Raw genomic sequence first — 20,550 nt, forward strand, 5'->3', positions numbered from 1 at the left:
CCCGACCGCCCTCGGAGCCGCCCGAATCTGACATGCTGTAACTTAGGTGATCCTTACCACGGGCTATCCTCGGCGCGTGATGCGGGCCTCGACCGACGTCGCTGCCGCCTACGGGCTGGCGGGCAAGCCGTTCGTCGTCGTGCTCCTGGTGCTGTTCGCCATCGTCTTCGCCCGGTCGCACCTCACCTACTGGGCCGGCCGCGGCGTGGTGCGCGGCGCCATGTACGGCCAGGAGAAGATCGGCGGCCCGGCGTGGTGGCGGGCGATGGTGCTCCGGATCGGCGCGTTCGCCGCGTCCGCACCCGCTCGACGAGGCCTGGCCCTGCTCCACCGCTTCGGCCCGGTGGCGGTGACGCTCGCCTACCTGACGGTCGGCGTGCAGACCGCCGTGTTCGCGGGCTCGGGGCTGCTGCGCATGCCGTACCTGCGGTTTACGCTCGCGTCCGTGCCGGGCGCGGCCGCGTGGGCCCTCGTCTGGGCGACCGTCGGTTTCGGCGCCGTGTGGGCGGGGCTCGCGCTGGCGGCGCGCTCGCCGTGGGCGCTGGTGGTGGCGCTCGCTGCGGTCGCGGCGGTCGTCGGCGGGCTCGTCGTGCGCTCCCGCCGCTCAGCACGCCCGACGCCCGCGGACTCCCCCGCCCCCTGACGGATCCCCTCGCTCGCCGCACCCCCGCCGGCGTCGCCCCATTCGCCGAGCGCCCCCTTTGCCGAGCGCCCACTTCGTCGCCGAGACCGTCCCTTCCGACGTTCGGAACGCCCGTTGTCGATCACGAAGTGGGCGCTCGGCGCATCCGGCCCACGCCGGCGGTGTGGAGGCGCGCCAGCATGGGGCCACCCAACCAGGCGTCGGACCATGTCCAGCGCACCACGGTGAGGCCCAACGCACGGAGCCGGTCCTCCCGCAGCTTCTCCTCCCAGAGCTGATCGGAGGCGGACCGGTCCGCCTCGTCGATCCCGTACTTCGATCGGCCGTCGAACTCGCCGACGACCCCGAGCGCCTCCCACCAGAAGTCCACGCGGCCGACGAAGCCCTGGTCATCCCGCACGACGTGCTGCAGGTCCGGGGCCGGGACCCCGAGCTCACGCATGCGAACCCGGCTGAGCGACTCACCGGCCGACTCGCTGCGCCCGTCGACGAAGGCCACCACGTCCCGCGCCATCCGGATCCCGCGGCCTCGTCCGACCGCCGCGAGGGCCGCCTGCAGCTCGTCCGGCGTGACCGCTCCGCGGTGGAGCGCGGCGTCACCCGCGGCCGCACCCGTGAGGAACCCGTCCGTCCGCGCCAGATCGACCACCGTCCGTGCGGCACTCGTCACCGGGATGCCGTCGATCTCGCTCGCCGGGACCGGCCCCGCGACGGCGTGGCGGACGTAGGTGCGCCGGTTGTCCGGGCCGGAGTCACCGGTCACGGTGAGATGCACCTCGGTTCCGCCTGCGCCGACGACCGGCAGGCCCCACAGCGCCGCCGCCGATCGGTGGGACACGAGGCTCGGCGAGCGCGTGGCGTCGATCGCTGCCCGGATCTCGATGAGGTTCCGCTGCCGCGGCTCGATGCCCTGCCAGTGGTCGGCACCCACGTAGACGCCACGCCGGACGCGCCGCAGGTCACCGCGACCCGCCGCACGTCTCATGACGGCTCCACGTGCCTCGGTCTCGGCGTCGATCCGCAGCACGGCGGCGGCGCGAATCGGCTGATCCACGTCGGCACGTTCGCACACTCGCCCGGCCGGCGAGCGCGCTTGTCCACAGCCCGGCGAGCGCCCACTTCGTCGCCCAGAACGGTCCTTCCGGACGTCGCACGAGCCGGCCTCGCTGACGAAGTGGGCGCTCGGCGGAGGCGTGGGTGCGTGGGACAGGGGTGCCCAGCGAGGAGGGGCGCGTAGCGAGGAGGGGCGCGTAGCGAGGAGGGGCGCGTAGCGAGGAGGCGACGCTCGCCCTGGGCGAACGGCGGTATCGGCCCGAGCGGCCAGTGCGCTGCAGTAGCCATGGACGACGAGCCCGCAGCGGTCCCCATGGACGACGAGGACGTGCTGGATGCCTACTCGCGGACCGTGTCGGGCGTCGCGGAGCGGGTGCTGCCCAGCGTCGCGAGCCTGACCGTCGTGACGGCGCGCGGCGCCGGCGCGGGGTCGGCCAGCGTCATCACGGGCGACCGACACCTGCTGACCAGCGCGCACGTGGTCGCCGGGGCGCGGCAGGTCGAGGCCGCCTTCCTCGACGGGACCACGGTCGACGCCTTCGTGGTGGGCGCGGACCCCTTGTCCGACCTCGCCGTGCTGCGCGCCCTGGACGACGTGCCGCCGCCGGTCGAGCTCGGCGACGCCGCCCGGCTGCGCGTCGGCCAGCTGGTCATCGCGCTGGGCAACCCGCTCGGCCTCGCCGGCAGCGTCACCGCGGGGATCGTCTCCGCGCTCGGGCGGTCCCTGCCCACCGCGTCCGGGCGGGTGGTCGACGAGGTGATCCAGACCGATGCCGCGCTCAACCCGGGCAACAGCGGCGGGGTGCTCGCGGACGGCCACGGCCGGATGGTCGGCGTCAACACGGCCCTCGCGGGAATCGGGGTCGGGCTGGCGGTGCCCGTCAACGCCACGACCCGCGGCATCGTCGACGCCCTCATGACCCGCGGCCGGGTGCGCCGCGCATGGCTCGGCATCGCCGGCACGCAGGTGACCGTGATCCCCGAGGTCGCCGCCAAGCTCGGCTCGCGCACCGGGCTCCAGGTCGTGGAGGTGTCGCCGGGCAGCCCGGCCGCGGAGGCCGGGCTCCGGCGCGGCGACGTCGTCGTGTCGCTCGACGGCAACCCCGTCGTCACCACCACCGCCGTGCAGCGGCTCATGGTGGAGGGCGCCATCGACCGTCGCATCGAGATCACCGTGTGGCGCAACGGCGCCCTCGTCGACGTCCTCGCCTATCCCCGCGAGCTCGGCACGCCCTAGGCAGGGCCGGGGCTGTCGACCGCTCCGCCGTAGCGGCGGTCGCGGCGGGCGTACTCCTCCACCGCGCGCCACAGGTGCGTGCGGTTGACGTCCGGCCAGGGCTCGTCGAGGAAGACGAGCTCGGCGTAGGCCGCCTGCCACACCATGAAGTTCGACGTGCGCTGCTCGCCGGACGTGCGCATCAGCAGGTCGACGTCGGGCAGGTCCGGCTCGTCGAGGTGGCGCTGGATCGTCTTCTCCGTGACGTGCTCGGGGTCGAGCCGGCCCGCGGCGACCTCGCGCGCGATCGCGCGGGCGGCGTCGGCGATCTCGGCACGGCCGCCGTAGTTGACGCACATGGTCAGGGTGCACGTCGTGTTGTCCCTGGTGAGACGCTCGGCCTCCTCCAGCTCGGAGATCACCGACCGCCACAGCCGGGGACGACGACCGGCCCAGCGGACCCGCACGCCCCACGAGTTCATGAGGTCACGGCGGCGCCGCAGCACGTCCCGGTTGAAGCCCATGAGGAAGCGGACCTCGTCGGGCGACCGCTTCCAGTTCTCCGTGGAGAACGCGTACGCCGACACGTACTCGACACCGACCTCGATGGCACCCGCGACCACGTCGAGCAGCGACGCCTCGCCGGCGGCGTGCCCCGCGGTGCGCGGCAGGCCACGCGCGTTGGCCCAGCGACCGTTGCCGTCCATGACGATCGCGACGTGCCGCGGCACCAGCTCCCGGGGGATCGCTGGCGCCGTGGCGCCCGAGGGGTGCGGGTACGGGGGCACGACGGACGTGGGCGCGCCCCCCGGCCCGGCCGGGTCGTCGCTGCGCCTGCCACGCGCCATCGATCAGCACCTCCTCGTCGGGCCTCGCTCCCCGGGTCATTCTGCCGGGAACCGGCCACCCACCACCCCGCGGCGTCCACGACGAGGCCCCGATTCCCTACATCTCGGCCGCCGGGTGCCGATGAAGGGGGTGGACCGCCGTGCTCGGAGGCCGGCGGCCTCGCCTCGAGGGAGGAGGCCGGTGAACCGAGCCACCCCACGCACCTCCGCCGGCATCGTGCTCGCCTCGCTGCCGCTCGTCGCCGTGTGCATGCTCGGGCCGTCCTGGCGCTACGCCGCGGTGTCCGTCGCGACCGCCGTCCCGCTCGTCGTGCTCCTCATCCGGATCCCGCACCGCTCGGGCACCGACCGCCTCGGCTGGGCTCTCATGGCCGCCGGCACCGCCGTGCTCGCGGCCCACAACGTGCACAACCAGGTGGCCCTCGCGGGGACCGGCCGGCCCGCAGCCGGCACGCTCGCGGCGGCGACACTGGCGCTGGGCTACGTGCTGCTCGTCGCGGGCGGTGCCACCGCCGCGGCCCGCTTCGCGGGGGCCGACCGCGGCGGCATGCTCGACGCGGCGATGGTCGGCCTCGCGGTGGCGAGCCTGCTGTGGGGCCTGGTGCTCTACCCCGCCCACGTGCGCCGCGGCTCGGGCACCGGGACCGTGCTCTACGAGATGTCCCTGGTGCTGCTCGTCACCGCCCTCACCGGCGTCATCGTGCGGCTGGCGGTCGTCGTCCGCCCGGTGCGGACCGCCGGGCTGTACCTGCTGGTCGCCGTCACGGCGTCGACCGCCGCCGACGTCGCGTTCACCTTCACCGAGAGCCCGGTCGACCACCTGGCGACCTGGTGGGCGAGCGGGCTGTGCGTCGTCGCCCTCGTGGCCTTCGCGGCCGCGCTCGCCCACCCCTCCGTCACCGCGGCGGCGGACGTCGACCCGCCCGCCAGCCGCCTGACGCGCTGGCGGCTGGCGTTCCTCGGCGCCGCGCTGGCCACCAACCCGGTCCTCGTCGTCTGCCTCCAGCTGGCGGGTGCGCCCCGCGACCCCGCGCTCGTCGGCGGCGGGACGCTCGTCATGGTGCCGCTCGTCGTTGCCCGCCTCGCCCAGCTCGCCCGGCGGCAGGGCGAGGCCGAGCACCTCCTCCACGACCTGGCGGCGCACGACGAGCTGACGGGTCTGCCGAACCGCCGGACGATGGCACGCCACCTCGAGGAGCTGCTCGACCGCGCCGCGGCGGGGCGGTCGCCCGGCGTCGTCGTCCTCTACATCGACCTGGACGACTTCAAGGCGGTCAACGACACGCACGGGCACGTCGTCGGGGACCGGCTGCTGCGCACGGTCGCGCTGCGGATCCGGGCCAGCGTGCGACCGGGCGACATGGTCGCCCGGTTCGGCGGCGACGAGTTCGTCGTCCTCCTCGAGGGCACCCGCGCCACCGGCACGGACCTGGCGGCTCGGATCGAGACCGCGCTCGAGCCTCCGGTGACCATCGGCGCCGTGCGCGCCTCCGGCCGCGCCAGCGTCGGCATCGCGGTCACCACGCCGGGCCTGGAGACCACCGCCGAGCGGCTCCTGGAGCGCGCCGACGCGGAGATGTACTGCGCGAAGCGAGCTCGGCCGGCGTCCGCCTGGCCCCCGGCGGGCACCGCCCAGCAGCTGCCCTAGACCCGCTCGACCATCGGCAGCGAGCGCAGCCGGCGCTCCAGGTGGAACTGGCAGAACGCCGCCACCAGGCCGTTCCCTTCGGCCCGATGCCGCTCCGCGGAGGCGTCCGCCACCGCCCAGTCACCGACGAGCAGCGCCGCGAGCAGGGCGAACGTCTCCGGCGCGGGCGCCGCCGCACCCGGCGGGCGGCACGACGAGCAGACGGCGCCACCCATGGCGATCGCGAACGCGTGGTGCGGCCCCGGCGCGCCGCAGCGCGCGCAGTCGGCGAAGCTCGGCGCCCAGCCGGCCACCGCCAGGGCCCGCAGCAGGTAGGAGTCGAGGACGAGGCCCGAGGCGTGCTCGCGGCCCGCGAGCGCGCGCACGGCGCCGACGAGCAGCCAGTACTGCTGCAGCGCGGGCTCGTGCTCCGCCTCGACGAGCCGGTCGGCCGTCTCGAGCATCACGGTGCCGGCGGTGTAGAGCGCGTAGTCCTCGCACACCGGCCGGCCGTAGGCGCCGAGGGTCTCCACCTGCGTCACGGTGTCGAGGTTGCGGCCCGTCGCGAGCTGGACGTCGACGTGCATGAAGGGCTCGACACGGGAGCCGAAGCGGCTCGTCGTGCGCCGCACGCCCTTGGCGACCGCGCGCACCTTGCCGTGCTCGCGCGTCAGGAGGGTGACGATCCGATCGGCCTCCCCCAGCTTCTGGGTGCGCAGCACGATCGCCTCGTCGCGGTAGAGGCTCACGTCCCCATTGTCCCCCGGCCCACCCCCACGCCCCGGACGCCGAGCGCCCACGTCGTCACCGAGACCGTGCGTTCCGACGTCCGGAAGGGCCGGTCTCGAGAAGGAAGTGGGCGCTCGGCGGATGGGAGTGCGCCCCGGCGAGCGGCGGGGGTCAGCGCTGGTGGCGGTTCACCGCGCTGACGATGGCCTTGAGCGAGGCCGTCGTGATCGACGGGTCGATGCCGACGCCCCAGAGGATGTCGCCGCCGATGGCGCACTCGACGTACGACGCCGCGGTGGCGTCGCCGCCGGCGGACAGCGCGTGCTCGGCGTAGTCGAGCACCGCCAGGTCCACCCCGATGGTCTTCAGCGCGGCGACGAACGCGGCGATCGGGCCGTTGCCCGTGCCGGTGAGCGTCCGCACCACGCCCCGGTCGACGAGGTCGACCTCGAGGGTGTCGGCACCGCCCTCGGCGCTCGTCGTCCGCGTGCCCCGCAGCGCGAACCGGCCCCACTCCTCCAGCGGCTCCGCCTCGGACGAGACCGCCGCGCCCGCGCGCACGTGCGCCGGCGACATCCCGGTGAACTCGGCCGGCAGGTACTCGTCGACGAACAGCCGCCACAGGTCGTCCGCCGTCACCTCGGTGCCGAGGCGGTCGGTGTGCTGCTGCACCACCTGCGAGAACTCGATCTGCAGCCGGCGCGGCAGGTCGAGGTCGCGCTCGGTCTTCATGAGGTACGAGATGCCGCCCTTACCGGACTGGCTGTTGACGCGGATGATCGCGTCGTACGTGCGCCCGACGTCGCGCGGGTCGATCGGCAGGTACGGCACCGCCCAGACGAGGTCCCCGACCTCCTTGCCTGCCGCGGCGGCCTCGACCTCCATAGCGGTGAGGCCCTTGTTGATCGCGTCCTGGTGCGAGCCGGAGAAGGCGGTGAAGACCAGGTCACCGCCGTAGGGGTGACGCTCACCGACCGGCATCTGGTTGCAGTGCTCGACGACCGAGCGGACGCGCGCAAGGTCGGAGAAGTCGATCTGCGGGTCGATGCCCTGGCTGAACAGGTTCATCCCCAGCGTCACCAGGTCGACGTTGCCGGTGCGCTCCCCGTTGCCGAACAGGCAGCCCTCGATGCGGTCCGCGCCCGCCAGGTAGCCCAGCTCGGCGGCCGCCACGGCGGTGCCACGGTCGTTGTGCGGGTGCAGCGAGAGCACCACCCGGTCGCGCTGGTGCAGGTGCCGGTTCATCCACTCGATCGAGTCGGCGTAGACGTTGGGCGTCGCCATCTCGACGGTGGCCGGCAGGTTGATGATCACCGGACGGTCGTCGGTCGGGTCGAGCTCGTCGATCACGGCGTTGCACACGCGGACCGCGTACTCGAGCTCGGTCCCGGTGTACGACTCCGGGGAGTACTCGTAGTACACCTCGGTGTCGGGGACGAGCTCCTCGTACTTCTTGCAGAACCGCGCGCCCGAGACGGCGATGTCGAGCACGCCGTCCTCGTCGGACTTGAACACCACGCGCCGCTGCAGCACGGACGTCGAGTTGTAGAAGTGGACGATCGCCTGCTTCGCCCCCGCGATCGCCTCGTAGGTGCGCTCGATGAGGTGCTCCCGGCACTGGGTCAGCACCTGGATGACGACGTCGTCGGGGATGCGACCCTCGTCGATGAGCATGCGGACGAAGTCGAAGTCCGTCTGGGACGCCGACGGGAAGCCGACCTCGATCTCCTTGTAGCCCATGCCCACGAGCAGCTCGAACATCGCCAGCTTGCGGGCGGGGTTCATCGGCTCGATGAGGGCCTGGTTGCCGTCGCGCAGGTCGACCGCGCACCAGCGCGGGGCCCGCGTGATCGACTTCGTGGGCCAGGTGCGGTCGGGCAGGTCGACGCGGATCTGCTCGGAGAACGGCCGGTACTTGTGGACTGGCATGCCGGAAGGCTGCTGCGGGCTGCGCTCGATGTAGCTCATGGGGGTGGGTCCTCGCTCGTCGTCAGGACGGTCAGCCGGCACGGCAGACCCCGCGGCGAGGGACCGGCCTAGTGGGCCCCGCCGCGGCGAGCAAGGAGGAGGCTGCTCCGCACGAAGGGCACCATACCCCCGGGGCGCGCGCCGCCCGCAACCCGTCCGCGCAGCGAGCGGGTGGACGCACGGGCACGCAACCGGGCTCGTGCGGGGACGGCGGCACGCATCGCGGCCACCGCCTCCTCGACGTCCAGCCAGTACGCGGCGGCCTCGGCGTCGCTCGGGACGCCCGCCGCGAACACGGCGCGGTCGGCGCGCCGCGCCAGCCCGTCGAGCCGTGCGCCGACGACGCCCGCCCGCTCGTCGGCCCCCGGGAACGCCGAGCCCACCACGGCGGCGGCCTCGCGCCGCGTCCCCCGGGGCACGGGTGGCCGGCGCAGGTCCCGCGCGGTGTCCATGAGCTCGTCCCAGCCGCCGGCCACGCGGCGCACCGGGTCGGGCGCACGGCGGCGGCGCCGGCGACGCGCCAGCTTGAGCGCCGCGACGGTCAGCAGCGGACCGGTGAGCACGAGGAGGCCCCCCACCCCGGCGCCGGAGTAGGCGAGCACACGCACCCACGTCGGGGTCACCCCCGCGTGCTGCTGGTCCTGCCGGGTCGAGGGGCGCGCCGTGTCGTCGTCGGGCGGCTTGACGCTCGGCGGCTCCGGCGGCGGGGGCTGGACCACCTGGGGCTTCGGCTCCGACGGCGCCGGGTTCGGGTCCTGGTTCACCGTCTTCGACGTGGGCGGCGTCGCATCGAACGGGACCCAGCCGTAGCCGACGAAGGGCACCTCGACCCAGGCCTGCACGTCCGCCCCGGTCACGGCCACGGAGCCGTCCGCCGCGGTCCTCGGCCCCGCCGTCCCCTCGCCCGAGCCCGGCACGAAGCCGAGGACCACGCGCGCCGGCAGGCCCATCTCGCGGACCATGAGCGCGAGGGTGGCGGCGTACTGCTCGCCGTCGCCGACCATGACGTCGCCGCCGAGGAACGTCGCCAGCCGGTCGGCGCCGTGGCCCGACAGCGACGGGTGCTCCCCGGACTGGCCGTCGCTGAAGTAGCCGTGGTCCGTCAGCCACGTCGCCAGGGCCTGGACGACCTCCGCCGGCTTGCCGGCCTCACGGGCGATGTCCGGCGCCAGCGTGCGGATCCGGGCGGGCACCCCGGACAGCGTCGGCTGCGACACCGACTGCGTGCGCGTCGCGCCGAGGGTCTGCACCGAGGGCGCCGGCGGGACGACGGCGTCGATGGTGTAGCTCAGTCCCCGCTGCAGCCCGTCCACGAGCACGGCGGCCCCGGTCGCGTCGTTGAAGCGGAGCCCGGGCTGCTGGGCGTCGCCGAGGGCGATGCTCGTCGCCTCGCCCACGGTCGGCAGCCACGGCCCCTGCAGCGCCGCCACGTCCACCCGCACCGTGGCGGGCGGGCCGGCCACCGGCGCCGCCAGCTGCTCGCCGACGCGGCGGAACTCCCCCGAGGCGTCGGCGGTGCCGACGCCGGCCACGTTCCAGACGACCCCGTCGTAGCGGTCGAACGTCGCCAGCCGGATGCGGGCGCCCTGCGGCAGGCCGGACACGGTGAACAGCACCGTGTCCTTCTGCTTGACGTACTGGCGGAAGGCGGCCAGCGGGCTCGGGTAGTCGTCCGGGTCCCAGGGCGGCGTGATGCGGTCGCGCAGCACGAACCGTGCCACCCCGTCGGTGGCAGCGGGGCCGCCGACGAGCCCCGCGCCCACCGCGACCGCCGCGACGACACCCGTGGCCAGCACGCGCTGCGCCCGCAGCCGTCCGGCCCGCCAGCACGCCCAGCCACCGAGCAGCACCGCGAGCGCGGTCCCCTCGAGCGCTGGCGGCACCGGCGGCGTCCGCGTCCCCAGCAGCGCGCTGAGCAGCGCGACGACCGGCGGCACCAGCGCGGCGAGGGCGGCCAGGGCCGCCGAGCGAGCCCGCAGCGCCACGGTCACCGCCACGGCCGAGCCGACCAGCGCGAGCAGGAGCGCCGCCACCAGCACCGTGCCCGCCGCCCCGACGGGCGGCTGCAGCGTGAGCACCTGCTTCCACGAGGACGCCGCGCCGCGCGCGAGCGCCAGCGGCGTGCCGGTGCCGGGGAGGAACCCGGCGAGGGTGGTCCCCCGCGCCGCCAGGGCGCCGCCGGTCAGCACGTAGCCGACGACGAGCGCGGCGACGACCCCGAGCGCCGACCAGCGCCGCCACACCCCCAGCACGGCGATGCCCGCACCCAGCGCCACACCGCCGGCCACGGCCGGGACCGCCGTCGCGTCGCCGTACACGGGCAGCAGCGGCGTCAGCGCGAGCAGCAGCCCGGCCAGGAGGCACGTCACGTCGAGGGCCGCCCGGACCCCGTGGCGCGGACCGGTGGGCGCAGCCTGGGCGGCCGGGTCCCGCACCGCGCCGGTGCCGGGGTCGAACCGCCGTCGCAGCACGTCACCGAGGGCCCGCAGCGCACCGGGCACCGCCCAGCCGTCGGGCTCGTCGGGCAGCGCCAGCGGATCGAGCAGGAGGTCCTCGGGCCGGGGCGGCCGCACGTCCGAGGCGCGGCGCCGGGGGGCGTCCTCGGCGCGGGTCTGGGCGGCCGTCACGGCAGCACCGCCCGCCGCAGCAGCCGGGGCAGGTCCTCGAGCGCGCCCAGGGTGGCCAGCGTCAGCACGCCCCTGGTGCGGGCGCGCAGCGGGGCGCCGGGCACGCAGCGCACGACGAGGGTGCGGGCACCCGCCGGCACGTGCTGCGCGGCGAGTCGCAGGTCCCGCTCGTCGGGCACGGAACCGGTCACGAGCACGGCCAGCGACGCGTTCGGCGCCTCGCGGCCGACGCGCCGGCCGAGCAGGTGCACGCCGGCGCCCGCGGACCCGGTGACGAACGCCGCGCAGTCGTCGAGCAGCAGCGGCGGCGACGCCACGCGCATCCGGCCCGGCCCGGCGACGACGGTCACCTCGCGCTGGTCGCGGATCGCCTGCACCCCGAGCGAGGCGGTGACCGAAACGGCGAGCTCGAGGTCGTCGTCACCCGCGTAGTCCGCCGGCGCGTCGGCCAGCGCGATCGCGGTCAGCGTGCGGCGCGTGTCCTCGAACTGCTTGACCATCAACGTGCCGCGACGGGCCGTGGTGCGCCAGTGGATGTAGCGACGGTCGTCGCCCGCCACGTAGTCCCGCAGCGCGTGGAAGCTGAGGTCGGTGTCGCTCAGGTCGCGGGCGGTCTGGCCCTCGAGGTCGCGCAGCAGGCCCGCGCCCGCGGCGCCGAGGGAGACGACGCGCGGGTGCACGTAGAGCTCGAGCGGCTCGGTCCAGCGCACCGTCCGGCGGGCGACGCCGAGCGGGTCGCCGCGCCACGAGCGCACGGGGCCGACGACGACGACGGCGCGCCGGTCGGTGGGCACGGCGAACAGCTCGTCGTGCCGCCCGCGGGACGCCAGGGACGGCACGGCGAGCTCGCCGACGGACCGGCCGACCGGCAGCTCGAGCCGCGAGGGCAGCGACCGCCGACGCGCTGCATTGGTCACGACGAGCCGGCCCACGGCGCGCTCACCGACCGTGACGCGCCTCGCCGCGAGGTCGAGGGTCACCGCGTACCGCGCCCGCCCGAACGTCATCGCGACCGACAGGACGAACACGGCGCCGGCGGACGCCCCGAGGGCCGCCACCTCCGTCCACCCGAGCAGGCGGCCCACGGCCAGCCCCACGGCCGCCACGGCCGCGACGGACCACCCGAGCGGCGACACCCTCACGTCAGTAGACCCGCAGCGCGGGCGGCGCGACCTCGTCGAGCACGCGGTCGAGGACCTGGGCGGCGGTGACCCCGGCGAACTCCGCCTCGGCATCCAGCACCAGGCGGTGCGCGAGCACCGGGTGGACCAGCTCCTTGACGTCGTCGGGCACGACGAACTCGCGGCCCGCCGCGGCGGCGGCGACCTTCGCGCAGCGCACCAGCGCGAGGCCGCCCCGGACGCTCGCGCCGACGGCGGTGCGGCCGTCCTCGCGCGTCGCCTCGAGGAGGCGCGCGACGTAGTCGAGCACCGCCTTGTCGACGTGGACCGTCTGGGCGACGTCGCACATCTCGCCGACCCGTTCGGTGGTGACGACCGGGTGCAGGTGGGCCGTCCGGTCGCGGGCTCCGGCCAGGATCTCCACCGACGCCGCCCGGTCCGGGTAGCCCAGCGACGTCTTCATGAGGAAGCGGTCGAGCTGCGCCTCGGGCAGCCGGTAGGTGCCGGCCTGCTCGATGGGGTTCTGCGTGGCGATGACCATGAACGGCCGGCCCACGGGGTGGCTGACCCCGTCGACCGTGACGTTGCTCTCCTCCATCACCTCGAGCAGCGCCGCCTGGGTCTTGGGAGAGGCCCGGTTGATCTCGTCGGCCAGCACCACGGACGCGAAGACGGGGCCGGGGTGAAACTCGAACGTGCGGGTGCCCTGGTCCCAGATCGTCACGCCCGTGACGTCCGACGGCAGCAGGTCCGGCGTGAACTGGATCCGGTGGTGGGTGCCCTGCACGCTGGCGGCGAGCGCCTTGGCCAGGGACGTCTTGCCCGTGCCGGGCGCGTCCTCCAGCAGCAGGTGGCCCTCGGCGATCATCGCGACGAGCGCCAGCCGCACGGTCCGCCGCGTGCCGAGCAGCGCCTGCCCCACGTTGTCCGCGAGGGCGTCGAACGTGTCGGCGAACCGGGTGGCCTGCTCGGGCGTCATCGGGCTGCTCTCTCCAGTCGTCGGGACGCCGTCAGGGCGCCACGACTAGGACATCGGACCATTCGCCCGCGCCCTTGACGTTCAACGCACGGACCTCCACACCGAACGACCCCGACAGGCCGACCTCGCTGAACCGCAGCGAGGTCGCCCCGGCGCCGCCGGGCACCGCGGCCGGCGCGGTGAAGGTCGCGCCGCCGTCGTAGGTCACCTGGTACTCGTAGCCCGTGATCGGCCGGTCGCTGGCCGGCGCCGTCCAGAGGGCGCGGCTGTGGTTGCCCGACAAGGTCAGGGTCATCTTCGCCGGGGGCGCGGGCGCCTGCGTCAGCCCCGACCCCGAGCCCGTGCTCCACGCCGCGTCGCCAGCGGCGTTGCGCCGCCGCACCTCGAGGGTGACCGTGTCCGGGACCGCCGGCTGGCTGGGGTCGCACCACTGCGACGGCAGCGGGTGGGTGGCGTCGACCGTCACCCACGGGTCGGTCTGGTTGAGCCGGTACTGGGTCTCGAGCACGGGCGCGCCGCCGTCGGAGCCGAGCTGGACCGAGAGGGAGGCGCAGTCGACCGTGGGGCCGGGCGCCACGCCGACCGCCGCGACGGCGGGCCGGGTGACGACCGTGCCGCTGGTCACCTGGACCCAGTCGCTCGCGGCACCCTTCGAGGACAGCGCCCGCACCGCGAACGTCGGGGTCGATCCGCCGCCGAGCCCGGTGATCGTCGCGCTCGTCGTCGGGAACGTCCCGTAGCCCTGGACCTCGTAGCCGGTGATCGTCGCGTCGGCGGCGCCCGCGTCGGTCGGCGCGACCCAGGTCAGCGTGACGGACCCGTTCCCGGGGTCGCGGACATCGGCCGCCGTCGAGGGCGTCGCCACCAGCCCGGTCGGCACGCCGGGGGCGCTCCACACCTCGCCGGTGACCGAGCCCCACGCCGAGGCCCCGGCCTTGTTGACCGCTCGCACCTGGATCGCGTACTGCCGCCGCTGCGCGTCGGTGATCTGGTACGCCGCCGTACCCACGTCGACCGGGCTCCCGCCGTCGATCGAGACCTCGTAGCGCGCGACCGGGTCGCCGTTCGCGGCGGCACCCTCGACCGCCGGCCAGGAGACGTCGATGACGTTGCCGGTGAGCCCGCCCTGCCGCTGGGACGCGGTGGGAACGGGGGCGTCCGGGACCCCCGCCGGCACCTCGGAGGCGCTGTCCGACCAGCCCGACGGGTCCGGCGCCTTGTTCGACGCGCGCACCCGCACCGTGTAGCGGACCCCGTTCGTCAGCCCGGTGAAGAGGTGCGAGGTCGACGCCTCGGTCACCGTGACGACCCCCGCGGAGGAGCCGGTGAGCTCGAGGGTGTAGCTGGTGACGGGCGAGCCCGTGAGCGGGGGCGCCGTCCAGGTCGCCATCAGCGTGCCGTCCCCGAACGCCAGCGCCAGGTTCGTCGGCGGTGCCGGCACGGCGTCCGGGCGCGCCGGCGCGGACGGCGCCGACACCGGCGACCAGCCGACCGCGTTGTGCGCCTCGACCGAGAACGTGTACTCGACGTCGTTCGTCAGCCCGTCGAACGTGCAGGCGGTGCTCGGGCAGAGCTTGACGAGCATGCCCGGCATCGCCGTCACGCGATAGGAGTCGATCGGCTGGCCGCGGCTGTCCGGCGCGGTCCACGACAGGGCGACGGCCCGGTCGCGCACCTCGTCGATCCGCGGCGGGACAGGGGCCGCCGGCGGCCCGCTGACGACGAGGACGGCCTGCCCCTCGACGTCGCGGTCCGGGTCGCCGGTGACGTCGCGGACCCGGAACGTCGTGACCATCTCGCCGACGAAGTCCGCCGCCGGCCGCAGCACGACCGTGCCGCCCGAGCCGATCGCGGCCGTGCCGGCACCGGGGGTCTGCACGCTGACGCCGATGACGGTCAGCGGCGAGTCGGGGAAGGGGTTGTAGGCGCCCGCGAGGACGTCCACCGTCCGGTCCTGGCCCTGCACCCCGTCGGTCAGGTGCTGGTCGAGGACCTTCGCGCGCTGCCGGGTGCTGGCGATGACCGCCAGGTCGACGGACACGTCGAGCACGCCGGCGCGCCCGTAGCCGATCGCCAGGTCCAGCGTCCCGGTGGTGCCCTTCGGCGTGGCCTCACCGGCCGAGACGGACAGCACCGAGCCGTTCAGGGGCGCGACGAAGCCGGCCGGCACCGCCGAGGTGATGCGGAACGTGTCGTCGCCGGGCTGAGCCGGCCGCCCGTCGGGCCCGGTGAGGAACGTCAGCAGGTCGACGCTCACCGGCGTCTCCCCCGGCGCGACCCGGATCTGCGACGGCGTGAACGCCGGCGGGTGGTCCTCGACCGCGATCACCGTGATCGGGATCGTCAGCAGGGCGGTGCGGGCCAGCGGGTCGCCGGGGCCGGTCGCGTCCGTCACCGGGACGGTGACGGAGGCTGGGCCCGAGTATCCGTCGGCCGAGGTGAACTGCAGCGTCTTGCCGTCCTTGACCAGGGGCGACCCGTCCGAGCGGGTGGCGGTGACACCGGCCGGGTCGGCGATGGACGCCGTGCGCCCGGGCGCCACCTGGACGTGCTCGTCGAGCGGGATGACCAGCTGGCTGCCGGACGCCACGGTCAGGTCGGGCGCGTCCCGTCGCAGCACCGGCGGGAAGTTGCCGAGCGCCGGCACCGTGATGAAGGCGTACGCGAACGCCGAGGTCGCACGGGTGTTGGTGAGCAGGAACGGCAGCGTCTGGGCGTGGTCGGTCAGCGTGACCACCACGGTCTGGTCCGGCGCGACGTGCGCCACGGTGGCCGCGACGTCGGGGACGGACACGGCGAGGTCGCTCATCGGGCCGCTGGGGTTCTGGGCGGTGGACAGCACGTCCACCGCGACCTGGGTCTTGCCGAAGGTGTCGGCCGCGGGCACGACGACGTCCTTGGCGACCGGTGGCAGCACGGGCGCGTCCGCGGTGACGGTCACGGTGAGGATCGCGCTGTCGCGCCCGCCGCGCGCGTTCGTGGCGGTGTAGACCACCTGGACGACTCCGGGGGTCTGCGGCGCCGTCACGGACACCCGGCCGGTGGCGACGTCGGCCGTGGCCTGCACGCCCGCCGGGACCTGGAGCGCGGGGTCGAGCGAGAGCGTGCCGCCCGACGAGTCGACGTCGTTGGCCAGGACGCGCACCTCGACGAGCTCGCCGGGCTGCACGGTGACCGCGTCGTCGCGCGCGACGACGGACGCCGCCGTCGTCGGACGCGGCGCGACGCCGACGCGCACCGTCGCGACAGCCCGCCGGCCGGTCCAGTCCTCGACGGCGTACGTGAAGGTATCGGTGCCGGACTCGTCGCCGAACGCCTGGTAGCTCAGCGAGTCGGCCGCCGCGGTCACCACGCCCTTGGTCGGCGCCGAGGCCAGGCCGAGCAGCGTCACCCCGTCGCCGTCGACGTCGATCCCGACGAGGGGGACGTCGATCCGCACGGTGTCACCGGCGAAGACGCGCGCGGTGAGGTCGCGGGGACGGGGCGGCGCCTTGGAGTCGGCCGAGGAGGCGTGCACGCGCACGGTCAGCGTCGCCGCCGTCCGGTTGCCGGCGGGATCGCTCACCGTGAACGTCGCGTGGATCGTCATCGGCGTGTCCGGGGCCTGGTAGCGCAGCACGCTGCCGGACACGAAGAGCAGCCCCTGCCCGGCGCCCAGGGGCTCCGGCAGGCTGCGGTCGAGGGTGAGCGTGTCCCCGTCCGGGTCGTACGCGGTGTCGAGCACGGGCACCGTGACGACCCCGCCCGTGCGCACCGAGGCCTCGACGTTGTCCACCACCGGCGCCTGGGACGAGCCGGTCGGGGGCACCGGCAGCACGACGATCTCGCCGGTGGCGCTCGCGGTGCCGTTCGACACCGCGTACGTGAGGGACACCGGGCCGTCGGGCGCGCGGTCGGCGGTGATCTGCACGAGGTGGTGGTCGAGCACGGCCGCCTGGAGCCCGTACCCGTCCGGCACGTCGACGGACTGCAGCACCAGCACGCCACCGTTGGGGTCCTGGTCGTTGGCCAGCGGGTCGATCGTCACCTGGCCGCCGGCGGGCAGCAGCGCGCGGTCGCGGACCGCCACCGGCGGCGCGGCCCGGTCCGGCCAGGGCAGGACGTCGACGCGTGCCAGCCCCGCGGCCTGCTGCGGCGGCGCGGTCACGGTGAACGGCACGTAGTAGGTGCCGGCGCGGGGCGCCTTGAACGTGAACGTGCCCGCCAGCAGGTCCGGGGTCACGGTCGCCCCCACCACGTCGTCGACCCCGGCGAGCGCGACCGGCTCCTGCGACGCGCTGCGCACCGAGTCGAGCGGCCGCACCGTCACCGGCTGGTCGACGTAGGTGGTGGCGAAGACGGGGTCGATGCGCGGCGGCACGGAGCCCTCCGGCCGGACGTCGACCGTCACGTACCCGGTCGCCGTGTCGGTGCCGTCGGAGACCCTCACGCCGATCCGCGTCTCGCCGAGCGAGCCGCCGTCGGCCTGGAACGTCAGCGTGCCGTCCTGACGGGCGCGCACCGTGCCCGCCGCGGGGTCCGCGGTCGCGCCGACGAGCTGGAGGTCGTCGCCGTCGGGGTCGACGAAGCTCGCCAGGACGTCGAGGCTGACCCGCCCGCCCTGGTCGACGGTCGCCGTAGGCACCCGTACCTGCCGCGGCGCGGCGTTGCTGCCGGAGTCGGCGACCCGCAGCGTCAGCGTCGCCGTCGACGGAGGGTTGGTGCCGCGGCCGTCGGTGATCGTGTACGTCACCTGCGCGGTGCCGTGCGCCCCCGGCGCCACGTGCACCTGGAGCGCGCGCCCGCCGTAGACCTTCTCGAGCACGCCGAAGGACGGCGGCAGCTGGTCGAACTCGGAGATCGCGAGGATGCCGCAGTCGGACGTGGAGTCGTTGTCGAGGACGGGCAGCACCGTGGTGCGGCCCGGCCGCACGCCGAACTCGTCGTCCGTCGCCTGCGGGGCGCCCGAGTCCTTCCCGCACTCGGCCACGAGGCTGGTCGTCAGGGTGCCCTGCGTCTGCTGCTGGTCCTGCTGCGGCTTGGGCTGCGGGGCGACCTGCTCCCAGTCGGGGACGCGCACCTCGCTGTCCTTGCCGGGCAGCCACAGCCGGCCGGCCGCGGTGTCGTTGAGCACCACCATCGAGCGGTTGACCCGGAAGACCAGGGTGTCGCCGGAGCCGACGTCCGCCAGGTCCCGGCGCACGTCGCCGCGGCCGCAGGCCTGCAGCGACGAGCCGGTGCGGGTGGCCCAGGCGCCGTAGACGCAGCCGTCGACCCGGACCGGGCGCGCCGGCGCGCCGGACCCACCGGAGGCGTGCTGGACGATCGCGCCGCCCCGCAGCGGCACCTCGAGCAGCGCGGTGCGGCTCGACACGAGCACCGTCGACGCGGCCGGGCCCGGCTGCTGCAGCACGAACCCGTCCCCCGGCAGGGTCACGGTGCCGTGCCGCGTCCGCAGCTCGCTGCCGGACAGCACGACCGGCTCGTCGCCGACCGCCGTCACCTGGTCGATGGTCCCGGCACCGACGCTGCCGTCCGGCTGCTGGCCGGTCGGGGTGAACCGCGTCACCGCTCCCGTGGCCGACGACACCGCCAGCGCCGTGCCGGTCGTCGCGACGACCACCTGCCCGCCGGGACCGAGCGCGAGGTCCGCCGCGTCCTGCGCGAGGTGCAGGCCGGACAGCCCGCCGATCGGCCGCACCCAGACGTTGCCGTCCTTGTCGTCGAACGCGACCGTGCCGCCGCCCATCGACGTCGTCACGCCGGCGGCCGAGACGTCCGCGACGGTCGACACGGTCGCGGGGTCGACGACCGCGACGGTCGACGCGCCGACCAGGAGCACGTCCGAGCCGTCCTGCAGCACGTCGAACCGGCCCGACTCGGCGGCGAGGCCCGCGTTCAGCTCCTCGACCGGCACGTTGTAGCGGCCGAGCGTGCCGCGGTCGGTCGAGGTGACCCACACCGCGCCGTCGTCGAGGCTGAGCCGGGCCAGCGGGAAGCCCCGGTCCAGGGCCGCCAGCGTCGCCACGAGCACCGGGATGGTGACGACCGCCGCCGCGGTGCTCACGCGGCGCCCGGGCAGCCGGATCATCCCGCACACCCGCGGGCGGCGTCCGACGAGACGCGGCCGTCCCCCCGCACGAGCAGCACCTGGATGCACACCTGGCCTGGTCCGGCCGCCGGCACGGTGGCGGTGGGCTCGCCGACGAGCGTCAGCGGCTCCTCGCCGGTCGCCGTGACGACGCCCCACTGGTAGCGGTCGCCGTCCTGCGGGGCCGGGTCGGTCCACGTGAACCGCACCGAGCCGTCGGCGGCCCGGGTGCCGGTCAGGGCGGTGACGGCCGGCACGGCCACCGCGGGCGGCGCCGTCTGGTGGACCTGGATGCCGGAGTCGGGGGCCGCCGGCGGGCTCCCGTGCAGGAACGCCGCCACGAGCCCGACGACCGCCGCCACGACGACGACGGCCGCCGCCACGGTCGACGCCCGCCTGCGCAGCGCCGGTGACGGGTGGGGTTCCGGCGCCGCCTCGTCGACCCCGTCCCCCGCGTCCCCCGCGTCCGCCGCGTCCGTCGCGGGCGTCGCGTCCGTCGCGGGCGGCGCGTCCGTCGCGGGCGGCGCGTCCGTCGCGGGCGGCGCGTCCGTCGCGGGCGGCGCGTCCGTCGCGGGTGGCGCGTCCGTTGCGGGTGGCGCGGGAGCGGACGGCAGCGCGCGCGGGCCGCGGGGGCGGGTGGCGTCCGGGTCCGGCTCCGCGCCGGCCCGGTCGGGTGCCGGCGCCGGCGCGGGCCCGCCCCCGACCCCCACGACGCGGACCGGGCGGGCGCGCGTCTCCTCGTCGGCCGCCGCGCCGCGCGCGGGTCCCGGCGAGGCCTGCTCCCCCGGCAGGTCGAGCGACGTGACGGGCAGCGACAGCTCGCCCTCCACCTGCTGCAGCGCCCGGCCGAGCGCCAGCGCGGACGGGTGCCGCTCGTCGGGGTGCTTCGCCATCGCCCGGGCGAGCACGCGCTGCAGGGAGTCGGGGACGTCGGCACGCCCGACGGGCGCGAGCGGTTGCCGCTCGATCCTCGTGATGAGCTCCGCCGCGCCGTTGGCCCCGCCCACCACCTCGAACGGCGAGCGGCCGGCGAGCAGCGAGTACAGGGTGGCGCCGAGGCAGTAGACGTCGGTGCGCTCGTCGGACCGCGGCGGGTCGCCGAGCATCTCCGGCGCGGCCCACGGAACGGACACGCCGACGGACGCGCCGTCGGGGAGGTCCCGCGAGCCGATCGTCGCGGAGATGCCGAAGTCCGTCAGCGCCGGCCACCCGAAGTCGGTCGTCAGCACGTTGGCGGGCTTGATGTCCCGGTGCAGGATCCCGGCGCGGTGCGCCGTCTCCACCGCGGACGCCAGCCGCACGCCGACCCGCAGCACCTCGGCGACGCTCATCCGCTCGGCGCGGTAGCGCTGGGCGAGGCCCGGCTGGGAGCAGTACTCCATGACGAGGTAGGGCCGCCCGTCCGAGGCGACCGAGGCGTGGTGCACCGTGACGATCGACGGGTGGTGCGAGAGCTGCGCCATGAGGTTCGCCTCGTCGGTGAACCGCGTGCGGACGTCGTCGGACAGCCGTCCGGGCAGCAGAACCTTGACGGCGACCAGCCGGCTGGGCAGGTGCTGGCGGTACAGGAAGACGTCGGCGAACCCACCGGCCCCCAGCGACCTCACGTACGTGAAGCCCGGCAGCTGCGGCGGTCGCGACGCCTCGCGGGTGGCGGTCACCGGCGGGT

The 20,550-nt window shown here is 75.5% G+C and carries 12 protein-coding genes; 3 read left to right on the top strand and 9 right to left on the bottom strand.

Features of this window, described 5'->3' with window-relative positions; all coding sequences use genetic code 11:
- Positions 1-79 precede the first annotated feature (79 nt).
- Positions 80-643, top strand: a complete 564-nt coding sequence (locus BGO37_RS16190) for a hypothetical protein (protein ID WP_291756838.1) — start codon at positions 80-82, stop codon at positions 641-643.
- 121 nt (positions 644-764) lie between these two features.
- Here the strand turns inward: BGO37_RS16190 and BGO37_RS16195 are convergent, their stop codons facing one another.
- Positions 765-1,697: a hypothetical protein gene (locus tag BGO37_RS16195; protein WP_291756587.1), complete on the bottom strand. Its 933-nt coding sequence runs from the start codon at positions 1,695-1,697 to the stop codon at positions 765-767.
- Positions 1,698-1,982: 285 nt separating this feature from the next.
- Between BGO37_RS16195 and BGO37_RS16200 the strand changes: the two genes are divergently transcribed.
- Positions 1,983-2,933, top strand: a complete 951-nt coding sequence (locus BGO37_RS16200) for a trypsin-like peptidase domain-containing protein (RefSeq protein ID WP_291756589.1) — start codon at positions 1,983-1,985, stop codon at positions 2,931-2,933.
- Here BGO37_RS16200 and BGO37_RS16205 read toward each other — a convergent pair.
- Complete coding sequence (locus BGO37_RS16205; RefSeq protein WP_291756590.1) at positions 2,930-3,760, bottom strand: isoprenyl transferase; 831 nt, start codon at positions 3,758-3,760, stop codon at positions 2,930-2,932. The two genes, BGO37_RS16200 and BGO37_RS16205, sit on opposite strands and share 4 nt — an antisense overlap.
- A gap of 181 nt (positions 3,761-3,941) precedes the next feature.
- On the opposite strand from BGO37_RS16205, the gene BGO37_RS16210 reads away from it, so the two are divergent.
- Positions 3,942-5,408, top strand: coding sequence for a GGDEF domain-containing protein (locus BGO37_RS16210; protein WP_291756591.1), 1,467 nt, complete (start codon positions 3,942-3,944; stop codon positions 5,406-5,408).
- Here the strand turns inward: BGO37_RS16210 and recO are convergent.
- The 7 genes from recO to BGO37_RS16245 form a co-directional block, all read right to left on the bottom strand.
- Positions 5,405-6,136: a DNA repair protein RecO gene (gene recO, locus BGO37_RS16215; protein ID WP_291756593.1), complete on the bottom strand. Its 732-nt coding sequence runs from the start codon at positions 6,134-6,136 to the stop codon at positions 5,405-5,407. The two genes, BGO37_RS16210 and recO, sit on opposite strands and share 4 nt — an antisense overlap.
- Positions 6,137-6,287: 151 nt before the next feature.
- Positions 6,288-8,084 (bottom strand): 2-isopropylmalate synthase, encoded by a 1,797-nt coding sequence (leuA, locus tag BGO37_RS16220; RefSeq protein ID WP_291756595.1) that lies wholly within the window; start codon positions 8,082-8,084, stop codon positions 6,288-6,290.
- 68 nt (positions 8,085-8,152) lie between these two features.
- Positions 8,153-10,711, bottom strand: coding sequence for a transglutaminase domain-containing protein (locus tag BGO37_RS16225; protein ID WP_291756597.1), 2,559 nt, complete (start codon positions 10,709-10,711; stop codon positions 8,153-8,155).
- Positions 10,708-11,847, bottom strand: a complete 1,140-nt coding sequence (locus BGO37_RS16230) for a DUF58 domain-containing protein (RefSeq protein WP_291756599.1) — start codon at positions 11,845-11,847, stop codon at positions 10,708-10,710. Before BGO37_RS16230 ends, BGO37_RS16225 begins: the two co-directional genes overlap by 4 nt.
- A 7-nt stretch (positions 11,848-11,854) precedes the next feature.
- Positions 11,855-12,811, bottom strand: a complete 957-nt coding sequence (locus BGO37_RS16235; RefSeq protein ID WP_291756602.1) for a MoxR family ATPase — start codon at positions 12,809-12,811, stop codon at positions 11,855-11,857.
- Positions 12,812-12,842: 31 nt separating this feature from the next.
- Positions 12,843-18,881 (bottom strand): tandem-95 repeat protein, encoded by a 6,039-nt coding sequence (locus BGO37_RS16240; RefSeq protein WP_291756605.1) that lies wholly within the window; start codon positions 18,879-18,881, stop codon positions 12,843-12,845.
- Positions 18,878-20,542, bottom strand: a complete 1,665-nt coding sequence (locus BGO37_RS16245; protein WP_291756606.1) for a serine/threonine-protein kinase — start codon at positions 20,540-20,542, stop codon at positions 18,878-18,880. Before BGO37_RS16245 ends, BGO37_RS16240 begins: the two co-directional genes overlap by 4 nt.
- Positions 20,543-20,550: the final 8 nt, after the last annotated feature.

The organism is Cellulomonas sp. 73-92 (assembly GCF_001898175.1).
In the GTDB taxonomy this organism is placed as follows: domain Bacteria; phylum Actinomycetota; class Actinomycetes; order Actinomycetales; family Cellulomonadaceae; genus Cellulomonas.